Origin of the sequence: Microbacterium sp. Root53, assembly GCF_001426925.1 — a bacterium.
Classification (GTDB): domain Bacteria; phylum Actinomycetota; class Actinomycetes; order Actinomycetales; family Microbacteriaceae; genus Microbacterium.
Genome location: NZ_LMFR01000023.1, coordinates 49,963 through 67,603 on the forward strand (window position 1 = coordinate 49,963; position 17,641 = coordinate 67,603).

The following is a 17,641-nucleotide window of genomic DNA, read 5'->3' on the forward strand; positions in this document are numbered from 1 at the left end:
CGAAAAGGAAGGGCACACACCAATGAAGGTGAACAGCAGGGGCCGCGCCATCGCGGCTTTCGCGGTCGCGACGACGCTCGGTCTCGCCGGCTGCTCGTCGGCGGCGCCGCAGGGCGGCGAGACCTCGGCTCCCGCGGACGGCGGGGGAGCCACCTCGACGCTGACCGTCTGGGTCGACGCCGACCGCGCCGGCGTCCTCGCGGACCCCGCGGCCGACTTCGAGGCCGAGACCGGCGTCAAGGTCGAGCTCGTGCAGAAGGACTTCGGCGAGATCCGCGACCAGTTCGTGTCGCAGGTCCCCACCGGCAAGGGCCCGGACATCGCCGTGGGCGCGCACGACTGGCTCGGCACGCTCGTCACCAACGGCGTGGTCGCCCCGATCGAGCTCGGCGACAAGGCCGAGGAGTTCGAGAAGGTCGCCACCGACGCGTGGACGTACGACGGCAAGGTCTACGGCGTGCCGTACTCGATCGAGAACATCGCCCTGATCCGCAACACCGAGCTCGCGCCCGAGGCGCCCGGCTCGTTCGACGAGATGGTGCAGATGGCCGAGGCCGCCGGCACCGAGTACAAGGTGCTCGTGGGCCTCGACCCGGCCGCGGGCGACCCGTACCACATGTACCCGTTCCAGACCTCGTTCGGCGCCCCCGTCTTCGGCACCAACGCCGATGGCACCTACAACGCCGACGACCTGCAGATCGGCAACGAGGGCGGCACGCAGTTCGCCCAGTGGCTCGCCGAGCAGGGCGCCGCCGGCGTGTTCAACCCGAACCTCGACGGCGACCTGGCCCGCGAGGCGTTCAACGCGGGCAAGGCCCCGTTCTACGTCACGGGCCCGTGGAACGTCCCGTCGGCGCAGGAGGCCGGCATCGACGTCGCGGTCGACCCGATCCCGGCTCCGGGCCCGAACCCGGCGCAGCCCTTCGTGGGCGTGCAGGGCTTCTTCCTGAGCGCGAAGAGCGAGAACGTCGTCGCGGCGACCAACTTCCTCACGAACTACGTGGGCTCCGAGGAGGTCCAGACGGCCCTCTACGAGGTCGGCGGACGCGCTCCGGCGCTGACGGCGGCGTTCGAGGCCGCCGTGGCCGACGACCCGATCGTCGCGGGCTTCGGCCAGGTGGGTGCGGCGGCCGTGCCCATGCCGAGCATCCCCGAGATGGGTGCCGTGTGGGAGTTCTGGGGCGTCACCGAGACGGCCATCATCAAGGGCGAGGGCGACCCGGCCGAGCTGTGGAAGAAGATGTCCGACGACATCGCCGCAGCCGTCGCGGGCTGATCCGCCGCAGCGCGCATCGACCGGATGGTGGGGCCTCCACGGGCCCCGCCATCCGTCCGCCACACCCCATCCCTCGGCACAGGAGACCCGCATGACCTCGGCCCCTCTCGCCACCCGCGAGCGCGATTCCCGCCGCGCCGCCCGCATCGCCGAAGCGGCGAGCGGCGGCTGGAAGCTCGTGCTGTTCAAGATCATCGCGCTCGGCATCATCGACGCGATCGCCGTGTACGCGGCCCTCGTGCTGTTCGCGAGCGGCGACGTCGTGGTCGGCACGATCGTCGTGCTGGCGACGATCCTCATCAACGTCGTCTACTTCCGGCGCGGCAGCCTTCCGGCGAAGTACCTCATCCCGGGCCTGATCTTCCTGCTGGTCTTCCAGATCTTCGTGGTGCTCTACTCGGGCTACGTCGCCTTCACGAACTACGGCACGGGGCACAACAGCACCAAGGAGGACGCGGTCGAGGCGATCCTGCTGCAGAACCAGGATCGGGTGCCCGACTCGCCCTCCTACCCGCTCACGGTCGTCGAGGGCTTCGCGGGCGAGCTGTCCTTCCTCGTCACGACGCCGGACGGCGAGGCGATGCTCGGCGGCGCCGAGCGGCCGCTGGAGGAGGTGCCCGACGCCGAGTTCGACGGCGGCAAGGCCGTCGCGGCCCCCGGGTACACGTCCCTCGACTTCCAGGGCCTGCTGGCCCGCCAGGGAGACATCACGTCGCTCGCGGTGCCGCTCAGCGACGACCCCAACGACGGCACGCTGCGCACGCAGGACGGCCTGACCGCGTTCTCCTACGTCTCGCGCTACGTCTACGACGACGCCGCCGAGACCATGACCGACTCGCAGACCGGGGCCGTGTACAGCGACCGCGGCACGGGCGCGTTCGTGGCGGAGGACGGCACGGAGCTGCTGCCGGGATGGCGCATCAACGTCGGCGTCGACAACTTCGTGCGCGCGTTCAGCGACGAATCGATCCGCGGCCCGTTCCTCGGCGTGACGGTGTGGACCTTCGTCTTCGCGTTCCTCTCGGTCGCGACGACCTTCCTGCTCGGCCTGTTCCTGGCGATCGTGTTCAACGATCCGCGCATGAAGAGCAAGAAGTACTACCGCGTGATCATGATCCTGCCGTACGCCTTCCCGGGCTTCCTGTCCGCGCTGGTGTGGGCGGGCATGCTGAACCAGGAGTTCGGCTTCGTGAACACGGTGCTGCTCGGCGGCGCCGACGTGCCGTGGCTCACCAACGAGTGGCTGGCCAAGCTCAGCATCATCATCGTGAACCTGTGGCTCGGCTTCCCCTACATGTTCCTCGTGACGACCGGCGCGCTTCAGTCGATCCCGGACGAGCTGACGGAGGCCGCGCAGATGGACGGCGCGACGCCGTTCCAGGCGTTCCGGATGATCAAGCTGCCGCTGCTGCTCGTCTCGGTCGCGCCGCTGCTGATCTCGTCGTTCGCGTTCAACTTCAACAACTTCAACCTGATCTACATGCTCACGGGCGGCGGGCCGCGCGACGTGGCCGCCGGCATCAACGTGGGCAGCACGGACATCCTGATCTCGATGGTCTACAAGGTCGCGTTCGTGGGCGCCAACCGCGACTACGGGCTCGCGAGCGCGTTCTCGATCATCATCTTCGTCCTGGTCGCGACCATCTCGGTCATCGCGTTCCGCCGCACCAAGACGCTCGAGGAGCTGAACTGACATGGCCGACATCTCGATCACGCGCGACCTCGCGCAGAGCGCTCCCGCCGGCGGCGACGCCACCCGCCTGCTGACCACGGTCGACGAGGGCGGCGCGCCGCACCCCAAGCGTCCGTTCAAGGTGTGGTTCAGGCAGACCGGATGGCGCCACATCATCGGTCTGGCGATGCTCGTGTTCGCGGCGTTCCCGCTGCTGTACGTGCTGTCGGCGTCGCTCAACCCGGGCGGCACGCTCGTGACGGCGAACGCGCTGTTCTCGAACCTCAGCCTCGGCAGCTACGTCGAGCTGTTCAACCGGCCGCAGCAGCCGTACGCCGCATGGTTCCTCAACACGCTGGTCATCGGGCTCGTGTCCGCCGCGGGCACGGTGCTGCTCGGCGCGCTCGCCGCGTATGCGTTCTCGCGCATGCGCTTCACCGGGCGCCGGTTCGGCCTGATCACGCTGCTGCTGGTGCAGATGTTCCCGCAGCTGCTGGCGATGGTCGCGATCTTCCTGCTCATGTCGGCCATCGACGAGATCTTCCCGGGCTTCGGCCTGAACAGCCAGATCGGCCTGATCATGATCTACCTCGGCGGCGCGCTCGGCGTGAACACCTACCTCATGTACGGCTTCTTCAACACCGTGCCGGCGTCGATCGACGAGGCCGCGAAGCTGGACGGAGCGGGGCACGCGCGCATCTTCTTCACGATCATCCTGCGACTGGTCGCGCCGATCCTGGCGGTCGTCGGCCTGCTGTCGTTCCTCGGCACCATGAGCGAGTTCGTGATCGCGTCGGTCATCCTCGTCGACCCCGAGAAGCAGACGCTCGCGGTGGGCCTGTATCAGTTCATCTCGCAGGAGACCTCGCGGAACTGGAGCGTGTTCGCCGCCGGTGCCGTGCTCGCGGCCATCATCCCCGTGGCGCTGTTCCTGGCGCTGCAGCGCTTCATCGTGGGCGGCCTCACGGCCGGCTCGGTGAAGTGACCGCCGCGCCCGCCCGACCCTCCCGAGACTCCGCCCGCTTCACTTCGGCGCGTCCCGCGCGCCCGGAAAGGCCCCGCATGTCGCTCCTCCTGCCGCACCACGACGGCTCGCCGCTCTACGTGTCGAACTCCGCCCCGGAGCTGGGCGAGGTGGTGCGCGTCCGTCTGCGCGTGCCCGAGGGCTACGGGCCGCTGCGCGCGGTGCGCACGCGCTCGAACCCCGACCACGAGCCCGAGTGGACCGACGCCGAGGTGATCGGCGAGGCCGACGGATGGACGTGGTGGGAGGCGCCCGTCACGGTGGGCAACCGCCGTCACGGGTATCGCTGGCTGCTCGTGCACGAGGACGGCACGGTCGAGTGGCTGAACCAGACCGGTCTGCACCGGATCGAGACGCTCGACGCCGAGGACTTCGCGCTGGTCGCGTACCCCGCCCCGCCGGCGTGGCTCAACGACGCCGTGATGTACCAGATCTTCCCGGACCGGTTCGCCCGCTCGGCCGCGGCCGACGAGCGCGAGACGCCCGAGTGGGCGATCGCGGCGGCGTGGGACGAGCCCGTCGACCCCGTGATGCCGGGCCGCAGCCAGCAGTTCTACGGCGGCGACCTCGACGGCATCGTCGAGCACCTCGACCACCTCGAGCGGCTGGGCGTCGATCTGATCTACCTCACCCCGGTCTTCCCGGCCGCGTCGAACCACCGCTACGACGCCGCGAGCTTCGAGCGCGTCGACCCGCTGCTCGGCGGGGACGAGGCGTACGTCCGCCTGATCGAGGCCGCGCACGCGCGCGGCATGCGGGTGATCGGCGACCTCACGAGCAATCACTCGGGCGATCGGCACGAGTGGTTCCAGGACGCGCTGGGCAACCCGGGCGCCCACTCCGAGCGGTTCTACTACTTCCGCGACGAGGGCAACACCGAGTACGAGTCGTGGCTCGGCACGCCGACCCTGCCGAAGTTCGACTGGTCGTCGATCGAGCTGCGCCAGCGCTTCATCACGGACGGCGACTCGGTCGTCGCGCGCTGGCTCAAGCCGCCGTTCGGGATCGACGGATGGCGCATCGACGTGGCCAACATGACCGGCCGCCTCGGCGACGTCGACCTGAACGCCGAGGTGCGGCAGCTGCTGCGCGAGACCATGCTCGAGATCAACCCCGACGCGGTGCTCCTGGGCGAGTCCACGAACGACGCCGCGAGCGACCTGCAGGGCGACGGATGGCACGGGGCGATGACGTACCCGGCGTTCACCCGCCCGCTGTGGGGCTGGCTGTGCCGGCCGACCGGGGCGCCGTACCTCGACGCGCAGGGCGTCGAGCGCACCGAGCCGTGGTTCTTCGGCCAGCCGATCGGCGGCATCCCGCGCTACAGCGCTCGCGACTTCGTCGACGCCATGACGCGGTTCACGGCCGGCATCCCGTGGCGCGTCCGGCTCGGCAACATGCAGGCGCTCGACACGCACGACACCGCGCGGTTCGCGACGAACGCGCCGGACGACGTCGTGCCGGTCGCGGTGGGCCTGTCGATGACGCTGCCGGGTGTCCCTGTGCTGTTCGCCGGCGACGAGTTCGGCCTGGTGGGGGAGGACGGCGAGATCGCGCGCACCCCGATCCCGTGGGGCACCGAGGATGCCCCCGGCACCGCCGAGCGACTGGCGCTGTACCGCGACCTCATCGCGCTGCGCCGCGCGCACCCGGTTCTCGGGACGGGCGGCCTGCGCATCCTGGCCGTCGGCGACGAGGGCTTCGCGTTCGTACGCGAGTCGGCCGAGGAGACCGTCCTCGTCGTGGCTGCGTCGGGATCGTTCGAGGCCGCCCTGGACGAGGCCCTCGTGCCCGGGCTCGCGCGCGCCGAGCGGCTGTACGGCGACCTCGAGCTCGACGGCGGCGTCGTGCGCGCCGGCGGGCCGGCGTTCGCGGCCTGGGCGCTCCCGGGCGTCGCGGTCCCGGAAGGCGGTGCCGCGTGAGCACGGCGAACGACCGCTACGAGCGCCGCAGCGCGGATCTCGCCGAGGCGGTGCGCGCGCATCCCGACCTCATCGGGCTGGTGCTGCTCGGCTCGGCCTCTGACGAGGCGGTCGCGCGCCGCGACGAGTGGTCGGATCACGACTTCTTCGCGCTCGTGCGGCCGGGCGCGGGACGCTCCGTGCGGCCCGACCTGTCGTGGCTGCCCGACCAGGACGCGCTCGTCCTGACCGCGCGCGAGGGCGAGATCGGCTTCGTCGCGGTGTACGACGACGGGCACGTCATGGAGTTCGCGGTCGCCGAGCCGGATGAGCTCGTCGGCGCCCTCGTGAACGAGGCGACCGTCGCGGTGGACGACGAGGACGGCACCACGGCCGCGCTCGTGGAGCGCGGCCGGGCGAATGCCGCGGCCGGCGACCGCATCGACGTCGGCAACGAGGCGCGCCTCGTGCTCGTGAAGCTGTTGATCGGGGTGGGTCGCGTGCGGCGGGGCGAGGTGCTCGTGGGCGGGCAGTTCATCCGCGGCTGGGCGGTGCAGTCGCTGGCCCGCGCGCTCCGCGGGCGTTTCCCGCAGCGCTCGAGCGACGCGCGCGACCGCATCGACGCGCTGCGCCGGTTCGAGCTGGACTTCCCGGACTGGGCGGCGCGCATCGCGGACGCTCTCGCGCTTCCCGCTGAGGACGCGGCGCGGGAGCTGTTCGCAATCGCGCGCGAGGCGCTCGACGACGGCGGGCCCGGTTTCCCCCGCGCGGCCGCCGACGCCGTCGCCCGCCGGCTGGGCTGGTGACGACGGCGGGCTCGTAGGCTGAACCCCGTGTCCGATGTGTGGGTCGCCGACGTCCTCGGCGAGGGGTTCGAGCAGCGGACCCTCCCGCTGGGTGCGGACGAGGAGGGCGAGGTCGTCGCCACCCTGGTCCGGCACCTGCCCGCGCGGCGCCGGCTCTGGAGCCGGCCGCGGCTGCTCGAGGACGTGGACGTGCTGTACGTGCACGGCTGGTCGGACTACTTCTTCCAGCGTCGGCTCGCGCGCTTCTGGACCGACCGCGGCGCCCGCTTCTTCGCGCTCGATCTGCGCAAGTACGGGCGGAGCCTGCGCGAATGGCAGACCCCCGGATACGTGACGGACCTCGCGACGTACGACGAGGACATCCGGGCCGCGCTCGACGCGCGCGGCGACAGCGTCGGCAGGCGGCTCATCCTGCTCGGCCACTCGACCGGCGGGCTCGTGCTGAGCCTGTGGGCCGGGCGCCATCCCGACGCGGCGGCGGCGCTCATCCTCAACAGCCCGTGGCTGGAGTTCCAGCTGAGCGCCGTGGCGCGCACCGCCCTCTCGCCGGTGGTCGAGCTGCGTGCCCGACTGCGCCCGCTCGACAGGATCCGGATCACGGATCACGGCTTCTACTCGCGCGCGCAGGAGGAGGCGGCGGACCCTGACGATCCGGTCACGATCGACCCCGACTGGCGTCCCGCAGGCGGGTTCCCGGTCTACGCCGGGTGGATGGACGCGATCCTCGGCGGCCATAACGCGGTGGCCCGCGGGCTCGGCGTCCGCGCGCCCGTCTGCGTGCTGCTGTCTGCGCGCAGCACGCTGCCGGTCCGCTGGAGCGACGACCTGACCCGCTCCGACACCGTGCTCTACGTCGAGGACGTCGCGCGCGCCGCGCTGCGGCTCGGGTCGTCCGTCACGGTCGAGCGCCTCGACGGCGCGCTGCACGACGTGTTCCTGTCGCGGCCCGAGGTGCGCCGCGACGCGTACGCGCGCCTGGACCGCTGGGCCCGGGCGTTCGCGGCGGCGACCGCCGGCTCCTGAGTCCGTCCGGGCTCAGCGGCCGAACTGGGCGCGCACGAGGCGCTCGGCCGTGTTCGGATCGCGCGCGACGAGGGCTTCGCGCAGCGCCGCGTAGTTCTCTCGCAGCTCGTCGTCGGGCAGGACGGGCCCGATGTGGTTGAGGTTGCGCTCGAGGGCCACGTCGAGGTCGTCGAGGTGCTGACTGTAGACGCTCTGCGGCAGGGTCGACGCGATGTACCGCGAGAAGGCGATCCGCGCCGCGATCGACGTCTCGGTGTCGCCGAGCGCGTCGGCCATGGCGTCGAGCAGCTGGAGCGCGCGCGTGCGCTCGTCGTCCTTGAGTCGCGTCGCCGCGATGTGGATGTCGTTGCCGAGCTTGTACGCCGCGTACGCGAGGGAGTGGCGCACCACCTCGTCCGTCACCTCGGTCACCCGCGTGTAGCGGCTCGGCATCATCTCGACGAGCCCGATGCGCTCGAGGCGCTGCAGCGCCTCCCGCACGGGCATGCGCGAGACCTGCAGCTGCTCGGCGAGCTCGGCGTCGCGGATGCGCTCGCCGGGGTCGAGCTGGCCCTCGATGATCGCGCGGCTCAGATGCTGGAAGACGGCGTCCGCCAGCAGACGCTTGCCCGAGTCGATCGGTGCGAACCCGTCCACCCGAATCCTCAGCGGTAGTTGATGAACTGGAGGTCGATGTCGAGGTCGGCCGCCTTGAGCAGGCGGATGACCTCCTGCAGGTCGTCGCGGCTCTTGCTCGAGACGCGCAGCTCGTCGCCCTGGATCTGCGACTTGACGCCCTTGGGCCCCTCGTCGCGGATGATCTTGCCGATCTTCTTGGCGTTCTCCTGCGAGATGCCGTCCTTGAGGCTGGAGACGAGCTTGAACTCCTTGCCGCTGGCGGTCGGCTCGCCTGAGTCGAGGCTCTTGAGCGAGATGCCCCGCTTGATGAGCTTGGACTGGAACACGTCGAGCACGGCCTTGGCCCGCTCCTCGCTGTTGGCGGTGATCAGGATCTGCTCGCCGCTCCACGCGATCGAGGCTCCGGTCCCCTTGAAGTCGTAGCGCTGCTCGACCTCCTTGCGGGCCTGGTTGAGGGCGTTGTCCGCCTCCTGCTTGTCAACCTTGCTGACGATGTCGAAGCTGCTGTCGGCCATGCGGGCCAGCCTACTGCGCGCGCTTCGTAGACTGCTGGGCGAAAGCCATCCGACATCGGGGAGGTCGTATGCGCCCGCTCACCGAATCCGAGCTGCGCGGCTCGTTCGTCAACGCCGATCCGGCGGACGTCGCCCTCATGGCCCTGCCGCACGACTTCGTGCTGACCGAATGGGACCACCTCGACTTCCTCGCCTGGCGCGATCCCCGCTCGCGGGGCCGCGGCTACATCGTCGCGGAGGTCGACGGCACCCCGACCGGCGTGCTGCTGCGCGCGGCCGAGGGCTCGTCCCGCGCCCGGTCGGCCTTCTGCAACATCTGCCGCACCATGCAGCCGGGCAACCAGGTCTCGCTGTTCACGGCCCGCGAGGCCGGCACGGCGGGCGCGCACGGCGACAGCGTCGGCACCTATATGTGCGCCGATCTGTCGTGCCACGAGAACGTCCGCCTCGCCATGCCTCTCGCGCCGAACGAGTACCGGGGCAGCGTGGACATGAAGATCGACGGCACCAAGCGCCGCACGCGCGAGTTCGTGGCCCGCGTCCTGGAGACGGCGGCCTGATCGGCGCCCCGGTGGCCGCCGCGCCCGGTCGCACGGCACGATTTCGACCCTGCGCCGTGTGCGGGTAATATGGACGCTTGCGCCTCCGGTTGTCTGGAAAAGTCGGTCGGGTGCGCATGGCAAGTTGCCCGAGCGGCCAAAGGGAGCTGACTGTAAATCAGCCGCGTAATGCTTCGGGGGTTCGAATCCCTCACTTGCCACCGGATGGACGAAGGCCGACCCGCACGGGTCGGCCTTCGTCGTTCCCGGGAGAGCCTGCTTCCGCGGTCGCGCGCGACGTGTCCTCCGAAAGGCCCGGTGTGCGGGAGAGGGTCCGCGTGCCAGGATGACTGCGCGGGCCGTGGGGGCGCGCGAGAAGGGGATCTCCATGTCGACTCCGCACGCGGGCGCACCGCAGGACCGGCCGGCACCGCAGCCGGCGCCGGGAACGGCGCCGGAGGGAACGGCGCCGGCTCAGGAGAAGATGCCGCTGATGCTCCGCGGCGCCATCTGGGTCGCGATCGGCGCGCTCATCGCGGCCGCCCTGGTCTGCGTCGTGTGGGTCCTGATCGGCGACCAGAACGGGCTGATCGGCAAAGCGTTCCTGACGATCCTGCTGCTGGCCGCGTTCGCCGGCGTCGCGCTGCTGGACGCCAACCTCGCGGCACGCCGCCCCAGCTGGCTCGTGATCGCCAGCATGGCGACGTGGGTGATCGCCCTGCTGGTCGGCGCGGTCAAGATCTGGTCGCCCGAGCATGTCGACGAGTACGGGTACGCCTCGTACGAGCCGGTCGAGCGGCTCTGGCACCTCATCCTCACGATCGGCGTCCTGCAGCTCGCGCTGCTGCACCAGCGGCTGTTCTGGCGCGCCCACGCGCGCTACGTCACCACGTTCACGCGCGCGATCGCCCTCGTGACCTCGGCGCTGCTCGGGATCCTCGTGCTGCTGCTCGTGTTCTACCTGGCGTTCCCCGATGCGTTCGACTACCCGGAGCTGTACTGGCGGTTCGTCGTCGCCCTGGCGATCCTGGTCGCGGTCGGAACGACGCTCATCCCGCTGCTGAATGCGCTGTTCGCCCCGCGACCCCGGCCCGTCGCTCCGCACGGCGTCGCGGGCGCCGGATTCGTCCCGCCGGCCGCGCCCGTCCTTCAGTGGCCGACCTACGCCGACGGCCGCACCCCGCTGCCCGTGCTGCCCGACGGCTCGCCGGACTGGAACGCGTACTACACGGGCGTGCCGTCGGTGCCGCAGGCGCCCATGGCGCCGCACGCCGCGCCGCCGCAGGCGGCTCCCGCCCCGCAGGGACAGCCCGCGCCGGGTCCCGGCTCGCACGCGGCCCCGCCGGCGCCGCCGCTCCCGCCGCAGGCGCCCCGATACCCCGAACAGCCTCCGACCGTTCAGCCGCCGCGCTGACCGGCGGCGATAGCGTGGGGGCATGACGACGCCCCTCGAGCTGCACGACATCGCCCTCGAGATCGCGACGGAGGCGGGCGAGCTCGCCCGGCGCCGGCGCGGCGAGGGGGTGTCGATCGCCGCGAGCAAGTCGACCATCGCCGACATCGTCACCGAGGCGGACCGCGAGGTCGAGGCGCTCATCCGCGACCGCCTCGCGCAGGCGCGCCCGGAGGACGGGTTCCTCGGTGAGGAGTCCGGCGACGCGGGCGGGACCAGCGGAGTGACCTGGATCGTGGATCCGATCGACGGCACGGTCAACTACGCCTTCGGCATGCCGTCGTACGCCGTGAGCATCGCGGCGGTCGAGGGGTCGGTGCATCCGGGGGAGTGGCGCGCCCTCGCCGGAGTGGTCCACGCGCCCGCGCTCGGCGAGACCTTCCGCGCGGCGGCGGGCGAGGGCGCCTGGCTGGGAGAGGAGCGCCTGGCCGTGACCGAGCACACCCCGGCGGGCGCGCTGATCGCGACCGGCCTGGGCTACGACCAGAGCACGCACGCCGGCGACCTCGAGGTGCTGTCGCGGGTCATGCCGCTCGCGCGCGACATCCGTCGGATCGGCGCCGCCTCGCTCGACCTCGCCTTCGTGGCCGCCGGTCGGCTTGACGGGTACTTCGAGCGCGGGCTCCAGCCGTGGGACCTGGCCGCCGGCCGGCTGCTCGTCGACGAGGCCGGGGGACGCACCGGATGGTTCGAGCCCGACGAGCACGGACGGGCGCTGACGATCGTCGCCGGACCGGAGCTCTACGAGCAGCTGCGGGTGCGCATCCTGGGCTGATCAGCCGGCCCGCCTCTCCACAGGCCCGCTGGGTGGGTTCCCGCCACGTGGCGTTTTCAGCCGGAACCCGATAGTGTTTATCCAATCGTTACTCTGTCACCCGAGACGGGGCAGCGGTTCCCATCCCGTGCAGGCGCGCCGTCCTCCCCGTTCGCGGCGCCTACCGAAAGATCCTCTGTGCCCTTCGACGTCCCCTCGGCTGAGCCCGCGCCCACGCGCCGCTCTCGCCGCGTCGCAGATGCGCGCCCCGTAACCCAGGCGCCGCTGACGCGCCGCCAGCTGCGCGCCCTCGGCGCCGACGGCGCCCGCCGCGCTCCTGAGTCCGACCTGCCTGCCGTGCCCGCGCCCGAGGCGCCGGTGCGGCACATCCGTTTCGACGCGGACGTCCCGGCCGAGCCCGCGGCGGCCGAGAAGGCGGAGCCCGAGGCCATCGCCGAGACGGTGACCCGCGCCGAGGTGCCGGCCGCCGAGAAGCCGCTGCCGGAGGACCCGGTCGACCTGTTCATCGAGGCCGCGCGCGCCCTGAACTTCACGGGTGAGACGCCGGTCGCGTCCCCTGAGCCGGACCTCGCCGCCGAGTCCGAGCCCCGGACCGGCGCCCACCACGTCGCGCGCCGCCCCTCGGCCTTCCGTCGCGTGGCGACCGTCGCCGCCTCGATCAGCGCGTTCGGCGTCGTCGGCCTGCTTGCCGTGGGCATGACCACGCCGATCACCGCGCTCGCAGCGGACGTGGATGTCGCCGCGGCCACCACCTCGATCAGCGCATCCGGCGCCGAGGAGGCGGCCGAGGAGGAGATCCAGGCCTTCGTCGCGCCCGCCGAGGTGAAGAACGCGCAGATCGAGCGCGCCAGCGGATACGAGACCGCGACGTTCGCCGAGCTCGCCGCCGTGACGGGCATCAACACGGCCAACGCCGTGTACGTCAACGACCCGACCGCCGACATCCAGTGGCCGATCGTGCTCGGCACGAGCATGTCGTCGGCCTTCGGTCAGCGCTGGGGCCGCCTGCACGAGGGCATCGACTTCACGCCCGGCAACGGCGCCCCGATCCAGGCCATCGCAGACGGCACGGTCCGCGTCGCGACGGAGGCCGGCGGCGCGTACGGCGTGCACGTGTACATCGACCACGTCATCGACGGCCAGGTCATCTCGAGCCACTACGCGCACATGCAGTACGGCTCGCTCAACGTGGTCCCCGGCCAGCAGGTCGAGGTCGGCGACGTCCTCGGCGTCGTCGGAAACACGGGCCGCTCGTTCGGCGCGCACCTGCACTTCGAGCTGCGTCTGCCGGGCGGTCAGGCCATCGACCCGATGCCGTGGCTCAAGGAGCACGCCGGCACGCACTACCCGAAGGGCCAGGTCGAGGAGACCGTCGGCGAGGCCGCGGACGCCGCCGAGAATGCGGTCGAGGGGGTCGCCGGCGAGTGAGACTCGCGCGGGCGCGCACTCGGTTTCGAGGACGGGCCCGGAGGGTGATATCCTCTTCTGGTTGCCCCGATGCGGGCAGCACGCCCCGATAGCTCAGTGGCAGAGCACTTCCATGGTAAGGAAGGGGTCGTCAGTTCAATCCTGACTCGGGGCTCTCGACATCCGCCGGATGTCTGCGCGGCGGAGTAGCTCAGTTGGTGAGAGCGCACGACTCATAATCGTGAGGTCGCGGGTTCGAGTCCCGCCTCCGCTACAGCGAAGAAGAAGCGCCCTGCGGGGCGCTTCTTTCGTTTTGAGCGGGTTCTCGCTCGGGGAGGCCTCGCGGCGTTGGGGCGACGTGCTGACGATCCGCACGGACTCTCACCCGAGGAGAACCATGACTGCTCTCGATGCCTCCATGAACGGCGACTGGCTGTTCGATCGCGACCACACGCGCGTCGGCTTCTCGGCCCGGCACGCGATGGTCACCAAGGTCCGCGGTGCGTTCAACGACGTCGACGGGAGGATCCACGTGGATGTGGACCACCCCGAGAACTCCTGGGTCGAGGTGCGCGTCCAGGTCGCCAGCATCGACACCCGCAGCGCCCAGCGCGACGAGCACCTGCGCAGCGCCGACTTCTTCGACGCCGAGACGTACCCCGAGATCGTGTTCCGCAGCACGGCCGAGGACGAGGTCGACGAGAACGCCCTCAACGTGATCGGCGACCTCACGATCCGCGACATCACGCGCCAGGTCACGATCCCGCTGTCGTTCACGGGGATCGAGCGCGACCCGTTCGGCAACCTCCGCGCGGGCTTCGAGGGCACGCGCCGCCTGGACCGCCGCGACTTCGGCCTCGAGTGGAACGCCGCGCTCGACACGGGCGGCGTGCTTGTCTCCGAGAAGATCACGCTCGAGTTCGAGATCTCGGCCATCAAGGCCGAGGAGGCCATCGAGGGCTGAGGCGCCCCGCCGCTGGTACGCCGCCGTCGCCGGTCACGGACTGAGCGGCGTCAGGCGACCACCCAGGGGAACGCCTTCGCCCTGCTTCGCGCGCCCGAGCGCGAGCGCGACCGGTTGGGCTCGTCCAGTTGTCCGGTGATCTCCTCGCCCAGGTGCACGAGCGTCCCGAAGGACTCGGTCGTCAGCCAGTCGGGACGGAACGCGAACACGAGATCCTCGGTGGCCGTGTTGCCGGATGCGCCGGGGGCGAACGGGCACCCGCCCAGCCCGCCCAGGGCGCCGTCCACGACCGTCGCGCCGCCGTCGGCGGCCGCGGCGGCGTTCGCGACGCCGAGGCCCCACGTGTCGTGCCCGTGGTACACGATCCCGAGCCCGGCGCGCTCGCGTGCCGCCAGAGCGACGCGCTCGCGCACCTCCGCGGGGTGGGCCTGACCGAGCGTGTCGCACACCACCACGTCCACGGCCCCCGCGGTGCGCGGGTCGTTCAGGACGCCCGCGAACCGCTCGATCGGCACCTCGCCTTCGAACGGGCACGTGAACGACGTCGCGATGCACAGCTGCACGCTGCCGCCGACCTCGGCCGCGGCCGCGATGGCGTCGGGCATGGCGGCGAGCGACGTCTCGGTGTCGCGGCCGATGTTCGCCTGGTTGTGGCTGTCCGACGCCGAGAAGCAGTACTGGAAGCGCCGCGCGCCGGCGGCCGCGGCCTTCTCGACGTGACGCGGTGTCGCGACCCACACCCACACGCGGTCGCGCTCCTCCGGCGTGAGCGCCGCGATGACGTCCAGGGTGTCGGCGAGCGTCGGCACGAGATCTGGCCGCGCCATGGAGCCGACCTCGATGTGCTCCAGGCCCAGCGCGAACAGCTCGCGCACGAGCCGGACCTTGCGCTCCGTGGGGAGAGGCTTGCCTGCCAGCTGCAAGCCGTCGCGGAGCGTCACGTCGCGGTACTGCAGCGTCATCGGAGTGCCTCCTCGTAGGCGTCGATCCTGGCGTCGTCCCAGCCGAGCTCGGCAAGGATCTCACGCGTGTGCTGGCCCAGGTCGGGGCCGACGTGCGAGATCGGCAGCGAGCGGCCGCCGAAGACCGGCACGATGCCCGGGAACCCGACGGCCGGTCGCACGCCAGCGCCGTCGTCGACGTCGAACCGCTGGATCATGTCGCGCGCCGCGTACTGCTCGTCCGTGCAGACGTCCTCGGCCGTGTAGATCGGGCCCGACGGCACGCCCGCCGCATCCAGGATGCGCAGCGCCTCCGCGCTGGGCAGCGTCGCGGCCCACCCGCCGATCGCGTCGTCGAGCAGATCGCGAGCCTCCCAGCGCCCCTCGTTCGACTGCAGCGCCGGATCCTTCGCGAGATCGTCGCGGCCGATCGCCGTCATGTAGCGCTGATAGATTGAGTCGCCGTTGCCTGCCACGACGATGCTCTTCCCGTCCGCGCAGAGGTATGCGTTCGACGGGGCGATGCCCTGCATCCGGCCCCCGGTGCGTTCGCGGCGGATACCGTACGCCTCCCACTCGGGCACGAGCGACTCGGTCACCGAGAGCATCGCCTCGTTGAGCGCGACGTCGACCACGCGCTCGTCGAACGGCGTCTCGGCGAGCTGTCCGGCATCCCGGAGTCGCGCGTACAGCGACATCACCACGCCGAATGCCGCGTAGATGCCGGCGATCGTGTCCCCGATCGAGACGCCCGTACGGCTCGGCGGGCGTCCCGGCTCGCCGACCAGCTCGCGGAAGCCGCCGTACGCCTCAGCGACTGCCGCGAAGCCCGGGCGGTTGGACAGCGGTCCGGTCTGTCCGAACGCAGAGATGCGCGCCACGACCAAGTCCGGGTTCGTCTGCTCCAACACCTCGCTGGACAGGCCCCAGCGGTCGAGTGTCCCGGGGCGGAAGTTCTCGAGCAGCACATCGGAGTTCCGGATCAGGTCCAGTGCGATCGAGCGGCCCTCGTCATCGCGCAGATCGAGCACGACGGACCTCTTGCCGCGGTTGATCGTCCGGTAGAGCATCGACGTGTCACCGCTCTGCAACCGCCACCGGCGCAACTCGTCGCCCGTACGAGGGCGCTCGACCTTGATCACGTCGGCGCCGAAGTCGGCGAGCAGCCGTCCGGCCGTGGGGGCCGCGATGTAGTTGCCCAGTTCGAGCACTCGGACGCCCTGGAGCGGTCGGAACGGTCGCATCAGATGAACACCGCCAGCAGAAGGGTCATCGCAAGCGCGATCACCGAGGCGAGCGAGACACCCACGGTCACCGTCTTGAGCGCGCCTCGCACGGACTGGCCCAGGAACGACTGCAGCAACCAGAACGTGTTCGACGTGACGTGGATGCAGAACAGTGCGCCGGCGCCGGCCGCGAGCGCGATGAGCAGCGGGTTGAGCCCCAGCGTCGAGGCGACCGGTGCGATGACTCCCGCCGCGGTGATGGCAGAGAGCGTCACCGAGCCGACGGCGATGTGCAGCAGCGCGGCCATGACCCAGACGACGAGGATGGGGGCGAACGTGGTGGCCTGGAAGTAGCCCTGCAGGATGCTGCCCAGGTCGCCTTCGGCGATCACCGCCGCGAGTGACCCGCCCACACCCGTGAGGACGAAGATCTGGCCGCCGTCCTGGAAGCCCTTGACGAGCGACTTCTCGATGCGCTTGGTGCCGATCGCCGACCGGCCGATCACGCCCGTGGCGATCACGGCGAGCAGCAGCGCGATCACGGGGTTGCCGAGGAACTGCATGGCCGCCAGCTCGACTTCCATGACCGTCAGGACGGCCTGGACGGCGATGAGCAGCAGCGCGGCGAGCATGGGGGCGAACAGCAGGATGAGGGGGCGCTCGCGCTGGGTGCGCTCGGCTGTGAGCGTGTGGCCGTGCGGCACGCCGCCGATCGCGGTCCGCACCGTGCCCGTGGGGGTCGTGTCGATGCGCGGCGCGGACGCGGTGTCGACCTTCACGTGCGCGGGTTCGGCCGAGGCGTCCGGGACTGCGTCCTCGACGACGGCCTTCTCGTCGCGCTCGGGTGTCCAGAACCCGAGGCGGAACCCGATCGTCATGAGCAGGATGGTGAGCGCCACGGTGGGCACGACGACCGCGAACCCGCCGATCAGCATGACGCCGAGCGGCACGCCCAGGAGACCCGCGAGTGCGACGGCGGCGAAGCCGGGCACCATCAGGACGATCCCGGCCTCAAGGCCGACCGCGAATGCGACGCCCATGATCCCCGTGCCATAGCGGCCCAGGCGGGGCGCGATGCGGCGGGCCAGGGGAGCGGCGATCACGATCATCACGTCGATGAAGATCGTCTGCAGGTAGGTCGCGAACGAAAGGCCCAGTGCATACGGGACGCCGCGCCTCCCGAATGTCCGCAGGAGTCCGTCGACGAGCCGGGTGATGGCGCCCATCTCGTTCAGCATCGCTCCGATCAGCACGCCCCACGCGATAAGCAGGCCCGCCTCCATCATCACGTCGCCGAAGCCGCGCGTCATCGTGGCGACGGTGTCGGCCGGCCCGAGCCCGGTGAGCAGGCCGATGGCGGCGGCGCCCAGGGCCAGGGCGATGACCGGATTGATGCGGAACCGCACGATCGCGAACACGACCGCGACGATGACGAGCCCGACGACTCCCAATGTGTACCACTCGTTCACGGCGAGCCTCTCCTTTGAAGCTGAGGTGGTGA

At 71.1% G+C, this 17,641-nt stretch carries 16 protein-coding genes and 3 tRNA genes; 14 read left to right on the forward strand and 5 right to left on the reverse strand.

Annotated elements, in window-relative coordinates; all coding sequences use genetic code 11:
• Positions 1–22 precede the first annotated feature (22 nt).
• The 6 genes from ASD19_RS11115 to ASD19_RS11140 all read left to right on the forward strand — a co-directional run bounded on the left by ASD19_RS11115 (position 23) and on the right by ASD19_RS11140 (position 7,702).
• On the forward strand, positions 23–1,276 hold the full coding sequence (locus tag ASD19_RS11115) for a sugar ABC transporter substrate-binding protein (RefSeq protein ID WP_055992642.1): 1,254 nt from the start codon (positions 23–25) through the stop codon (positions 1,274–1,276).
• Positions 1,277–1,367: 91 nt separating this feature from the next.
• Positions 1,368–2,969, forward strand: coding sequence for an ABC transporter permease subunit (locus ASD19_RS11120; RefSeq protein WP_055992645.1), 1,602 nt, complete (start codon positions 1,368–1,370; stop codon positions 2,967–2,969).
• 1 nt (position 2,970) lies between these two features.
• Positions 2,971–3,933 (forward strand): sugar ABC transporter permease, encoded by a 963-nt coding sequence (locus ASD19_RS11125; protein WP_082543157.1) that lies wholly within the window; start codon positions 2,971–2,973, stop codon positions 3,931–3,933.
• Between the two features lie 77 nt (positions 3,934–4,010).
• Entirely contained in the window at positions 4,011–5,894 is a 1,884-nt protein-coding gene (locus tag ASD19_RS11130) for a glycoside hydrolase family 13 protein (RefSeq protein WP_055992648.1), read from the forward strand.
• Positions 5,891–6,679 carry a hypothetical protein gene (locus tag ASD19_RS11135; RefSeq protein ID WP_055992651.1) on the forward strand — a complete coding sequence of 263 codons (789 nt, stop codon included), beginning with the start codon at positions 5,891–5,893 and terminating at the stop codon, positions 6,677–6,679. The genes ASD19_RS11130 and ASD19_RS11135 overlap by 4 nt, the downstream gene beginning before the upstream one ends.
• Positions 6,680–6,706: 27 nt before the next feature.
• Positions 6,707–7,702, forward strand: coding sequence for an alpha/beta hydrolase (locus ASD19_RS11140; RefSeq protein WP_055992654.1), 996 nt, complete (start codon positions 6,707–6,709; stop codon positions 7,700–7,702).
• Between the two features lie 12 nt (positions 7,703–7,714).
• Here the strand turns inward: ASD19_RS11140 and ASD19_RS11145 are convergent, their stop codons facing one another.
• Together ASD19_RS11145 and ASD19_RS11150 are read right to left on the reverse strand one after the other, a co-directional pair.
• A complete protein-coding gene (locus ASD19_RS11145; protein ID WP_055992657.1) occupies positions 7,715–8,338 on the reverse strand; it encodes a GntR family transcriptional regulator in 624 nt (207 codons plus the stop codon).
• Between the two features lie 8 nt (positions 8,339–8,346).
• Positions 8,347–8,835: a YajQ family cyclic di-GMP-binding protein gene (locus tag ASD19_RS11150; RefSeq protein WP_055992660.1), complete on the reverse strand. Its 489-nt coding sequence runs from the start codon at positions 8,833–8,835 to the stop codon at positions 8,347–8,349.
• A gap of 68 nt (positions 8,836–8,903) precedes the next feature.
• On the opposite strand from ASD19_RS11150, the gene ASD19_RS11155 reads away from it, so the two are divergent.
• From ASD19_RS11155 to ASD19_RS11190, 8 genes are all read left to right on the forward strand, one after another.
• Positions 8,904–9,395, forward strand: coding sequence for an FBP domain-containing protein (locus ASD19_RS11155; RefSeq protein WP_055992663.1), 492 nt, complete (start codon positions 8,904–8,906; stop codon positions 9,393–9,395).
• Positions 9,396–9,513: 118 nt separating this feature from the next.
• Positions 9,514–9,595 (forward strand) — tRNA-Tyr (locus tag ASD19_RS11160).
• Positions 9,596–9,762: 167 nt separating this feature from the next.
• Positions 9,763–10,788, forward strand: coding sequence for a hypothetical protein (locus ASD19_RS11165; RefSeq protein ID WP_156377189.1), 1,026 nt, complete (start codon positions 9,763–9,765; stop codon positions 10,786–10,788).
• A 22-nt stretch (positions 10,789–10,810) separates the two neighbouring features.
• Positions 10,811–11,602: an inositol monophosphatase family protein gene (locus ASD19_RS11170; RefSeq protein ID WP_055992666.1), complete on the forward strand. Its 792-nt coding sequence runs from the start codon at positions 10,811–10,813 to the stop codon at positions 11,600–11,602.
• Positions 11,603–11,779: 177 nt separating this feature from the next.
• Positions 11,780–13,030: a M23 family metallopeptidase gene (locus tag ASD19_RS11175; RefSeq protein ID WP_055992669.1), complete on the forward strand. Its 1,251-nt coding sequence runs from the start codon at positions 11,780–11,782 to the stop codon at positions 13,028–13,030.
• Between the two features lie 82 nt (positions 13,031–13,112).
• A tRNA-Thr gene (locus ASD19_RS11180) sits at positions 13,113–13,184 on the forward strand.
• Between the two features lie 25 nt (positions 13,185–13,209).
• Positions 13,210–13,283: transfer RNA gene (locus tag ASD19_RS11185), tRNA-Met, on the forward strand.
• Positions 13,284–13,406: 123 nt separating this feature from the next.
• Positions 13,407–13,973 (forward strand): YceI family protein, encoded by a 567-nt coding sequence (locus ASD19_RS11190; RefSeq protein WP_055992672.1) that lies wholly within the window; start codon positions 13,407–13,409, stop codon positions 13,971–13,973.
• 50 nt (positions 13,974–14,023) lie between these two features.
• Here the strand turns inward: ASD19_RS11190 and ASD19_RS11195 are convergent, their stop codons facing one another.
• The 3 genes from ASD19_RS11195 to ASD19_RS11205 are packed head-to-tail and all read right to left on the reverse strand — an operon-like array spanning position 14,024 to position 17,609.
• A complete protein-coding gene (locus ASD19_RS11195; RefSeq protein ID WP_055992675.1) occupies positions 14,024–14,935 on the reverse strand; it encodes a hydroxymethylglutaryl-CoA lyase in 912 nt (303 codons plus the stop codon).
• Complete coding sequence (locus tag ASD19_RS11200; protein ID WP_055992678.1) at positions 14,932–16,158, reverse strand: CaiB/BaiF CoA transferase family protein; 1,227 nt, start codon at positions 16,156–16,158, stop codon at positions 14,932–14,934. The genes ASD19_RS11195 and ASD19_RS11200 overlap by 4 nt, the downstream gene beginning before the upstream one ends.
• A complete protein-coding gene (locus ASD19_RS11205; protein ID WP_055992681.1) occupies positions 16,158–17,609 on the reverse strand; it encodes a GntP family permease in 1,452 nt (483 codons plus the stop codon). Before ASD19_RS11205 ends, ASD19_RS11200 begins: the two co-directional genes overlap by 1 nt.
• Between the last annotated feature and the right edge of the window lie 32 nt (positions 17,610–17,641).

What these genes read in the sequence shown, in the direction of transcription:
- ASD19_RS11120 (WP_055992645.1), top strand. Translation starts at nt 1,368, where the DNA reads ATGACCTCGGCCCCTCTCGCCACCCGCGAGCGCGATTCCCGCCGCGCC.
- ASD19_RS11150 (WP_055992660.1), bottom strand. Translation starts at nt 8,835, where the DNA reads ATGGCCGACAGCAGCTTCGACATCGTCAGCAAGGTTGACAAGCAGGAG.
- ASD19_RS11115 (WP_055992642.1), top strand. Translation starts at nt 23, where the DNA reads ATGAAGGTGAACAGCAGGGGCCGCGCCATCGCGGCTTTCGCGGTCGCG.
- ASD19_RS11190 (WP_055992672.1), top strand. Translation starts at nt 13,407, where the DNA reads ATGACTGCTCTCGATGCCTCCATGAACGGCGACTGGCTGTTCGATCGC.
- ASD19_RS11125 (WP_082543157.1), top strand. Translation starts at nt 2,971, where the DNA reads ATGGCCGACATCTCGATCACGCGCGACCTCGCGCAGAGCGCTCCCGCC.
- ASD19_RS11195 (WP_055992675.1), bottom strand. Translation starts at nt 14,935, where the DNA reads ATGACGCTGCAGTACCGCGACGTGACGCTCCGCGACGGCTTGCAGCTG.
- ASD19_RS11200 (WP_055992678.1), bottom strand. Translation starts at nt 16,158, where the DNA reads ATGCGACCGTTCCGACCGCTCCAGGGCGTCCGAGTGCTCGAACTGGGC.
- ASD19_RS11165 (WP_156377189.1), top strand. Translation starts at nt 9,763, where the DNA reads ATGTCGACTCCGCACGCGGGCGCACCGCAGGACCGGCCGGCACCGCAG.
- ASD19_RS11130 (WP_055992648.1), top strand. Translation starts at nt 4,011, where the DNA reads ATGTCGCTCCTCCTGCCGCACCACGACGGCTCGCCGCTCTACGTGTCG.
- ASD19_RS11155 (WP_055992663.1), top strand. Translation starts at nt 8,904, where the DNA reads ATGCGCCCGCTCACCGAATCCGAGCTGCGCGGCTCGTTCGTCAACGCC.
- ASD19_RS11170 (WP_055992666.1), top strand. Translation starts at nt 10,811, where the DNA reads ATGACGACGCCCCTCGAGCTGCACGACATCGCCCTCGAGATCGCGACG.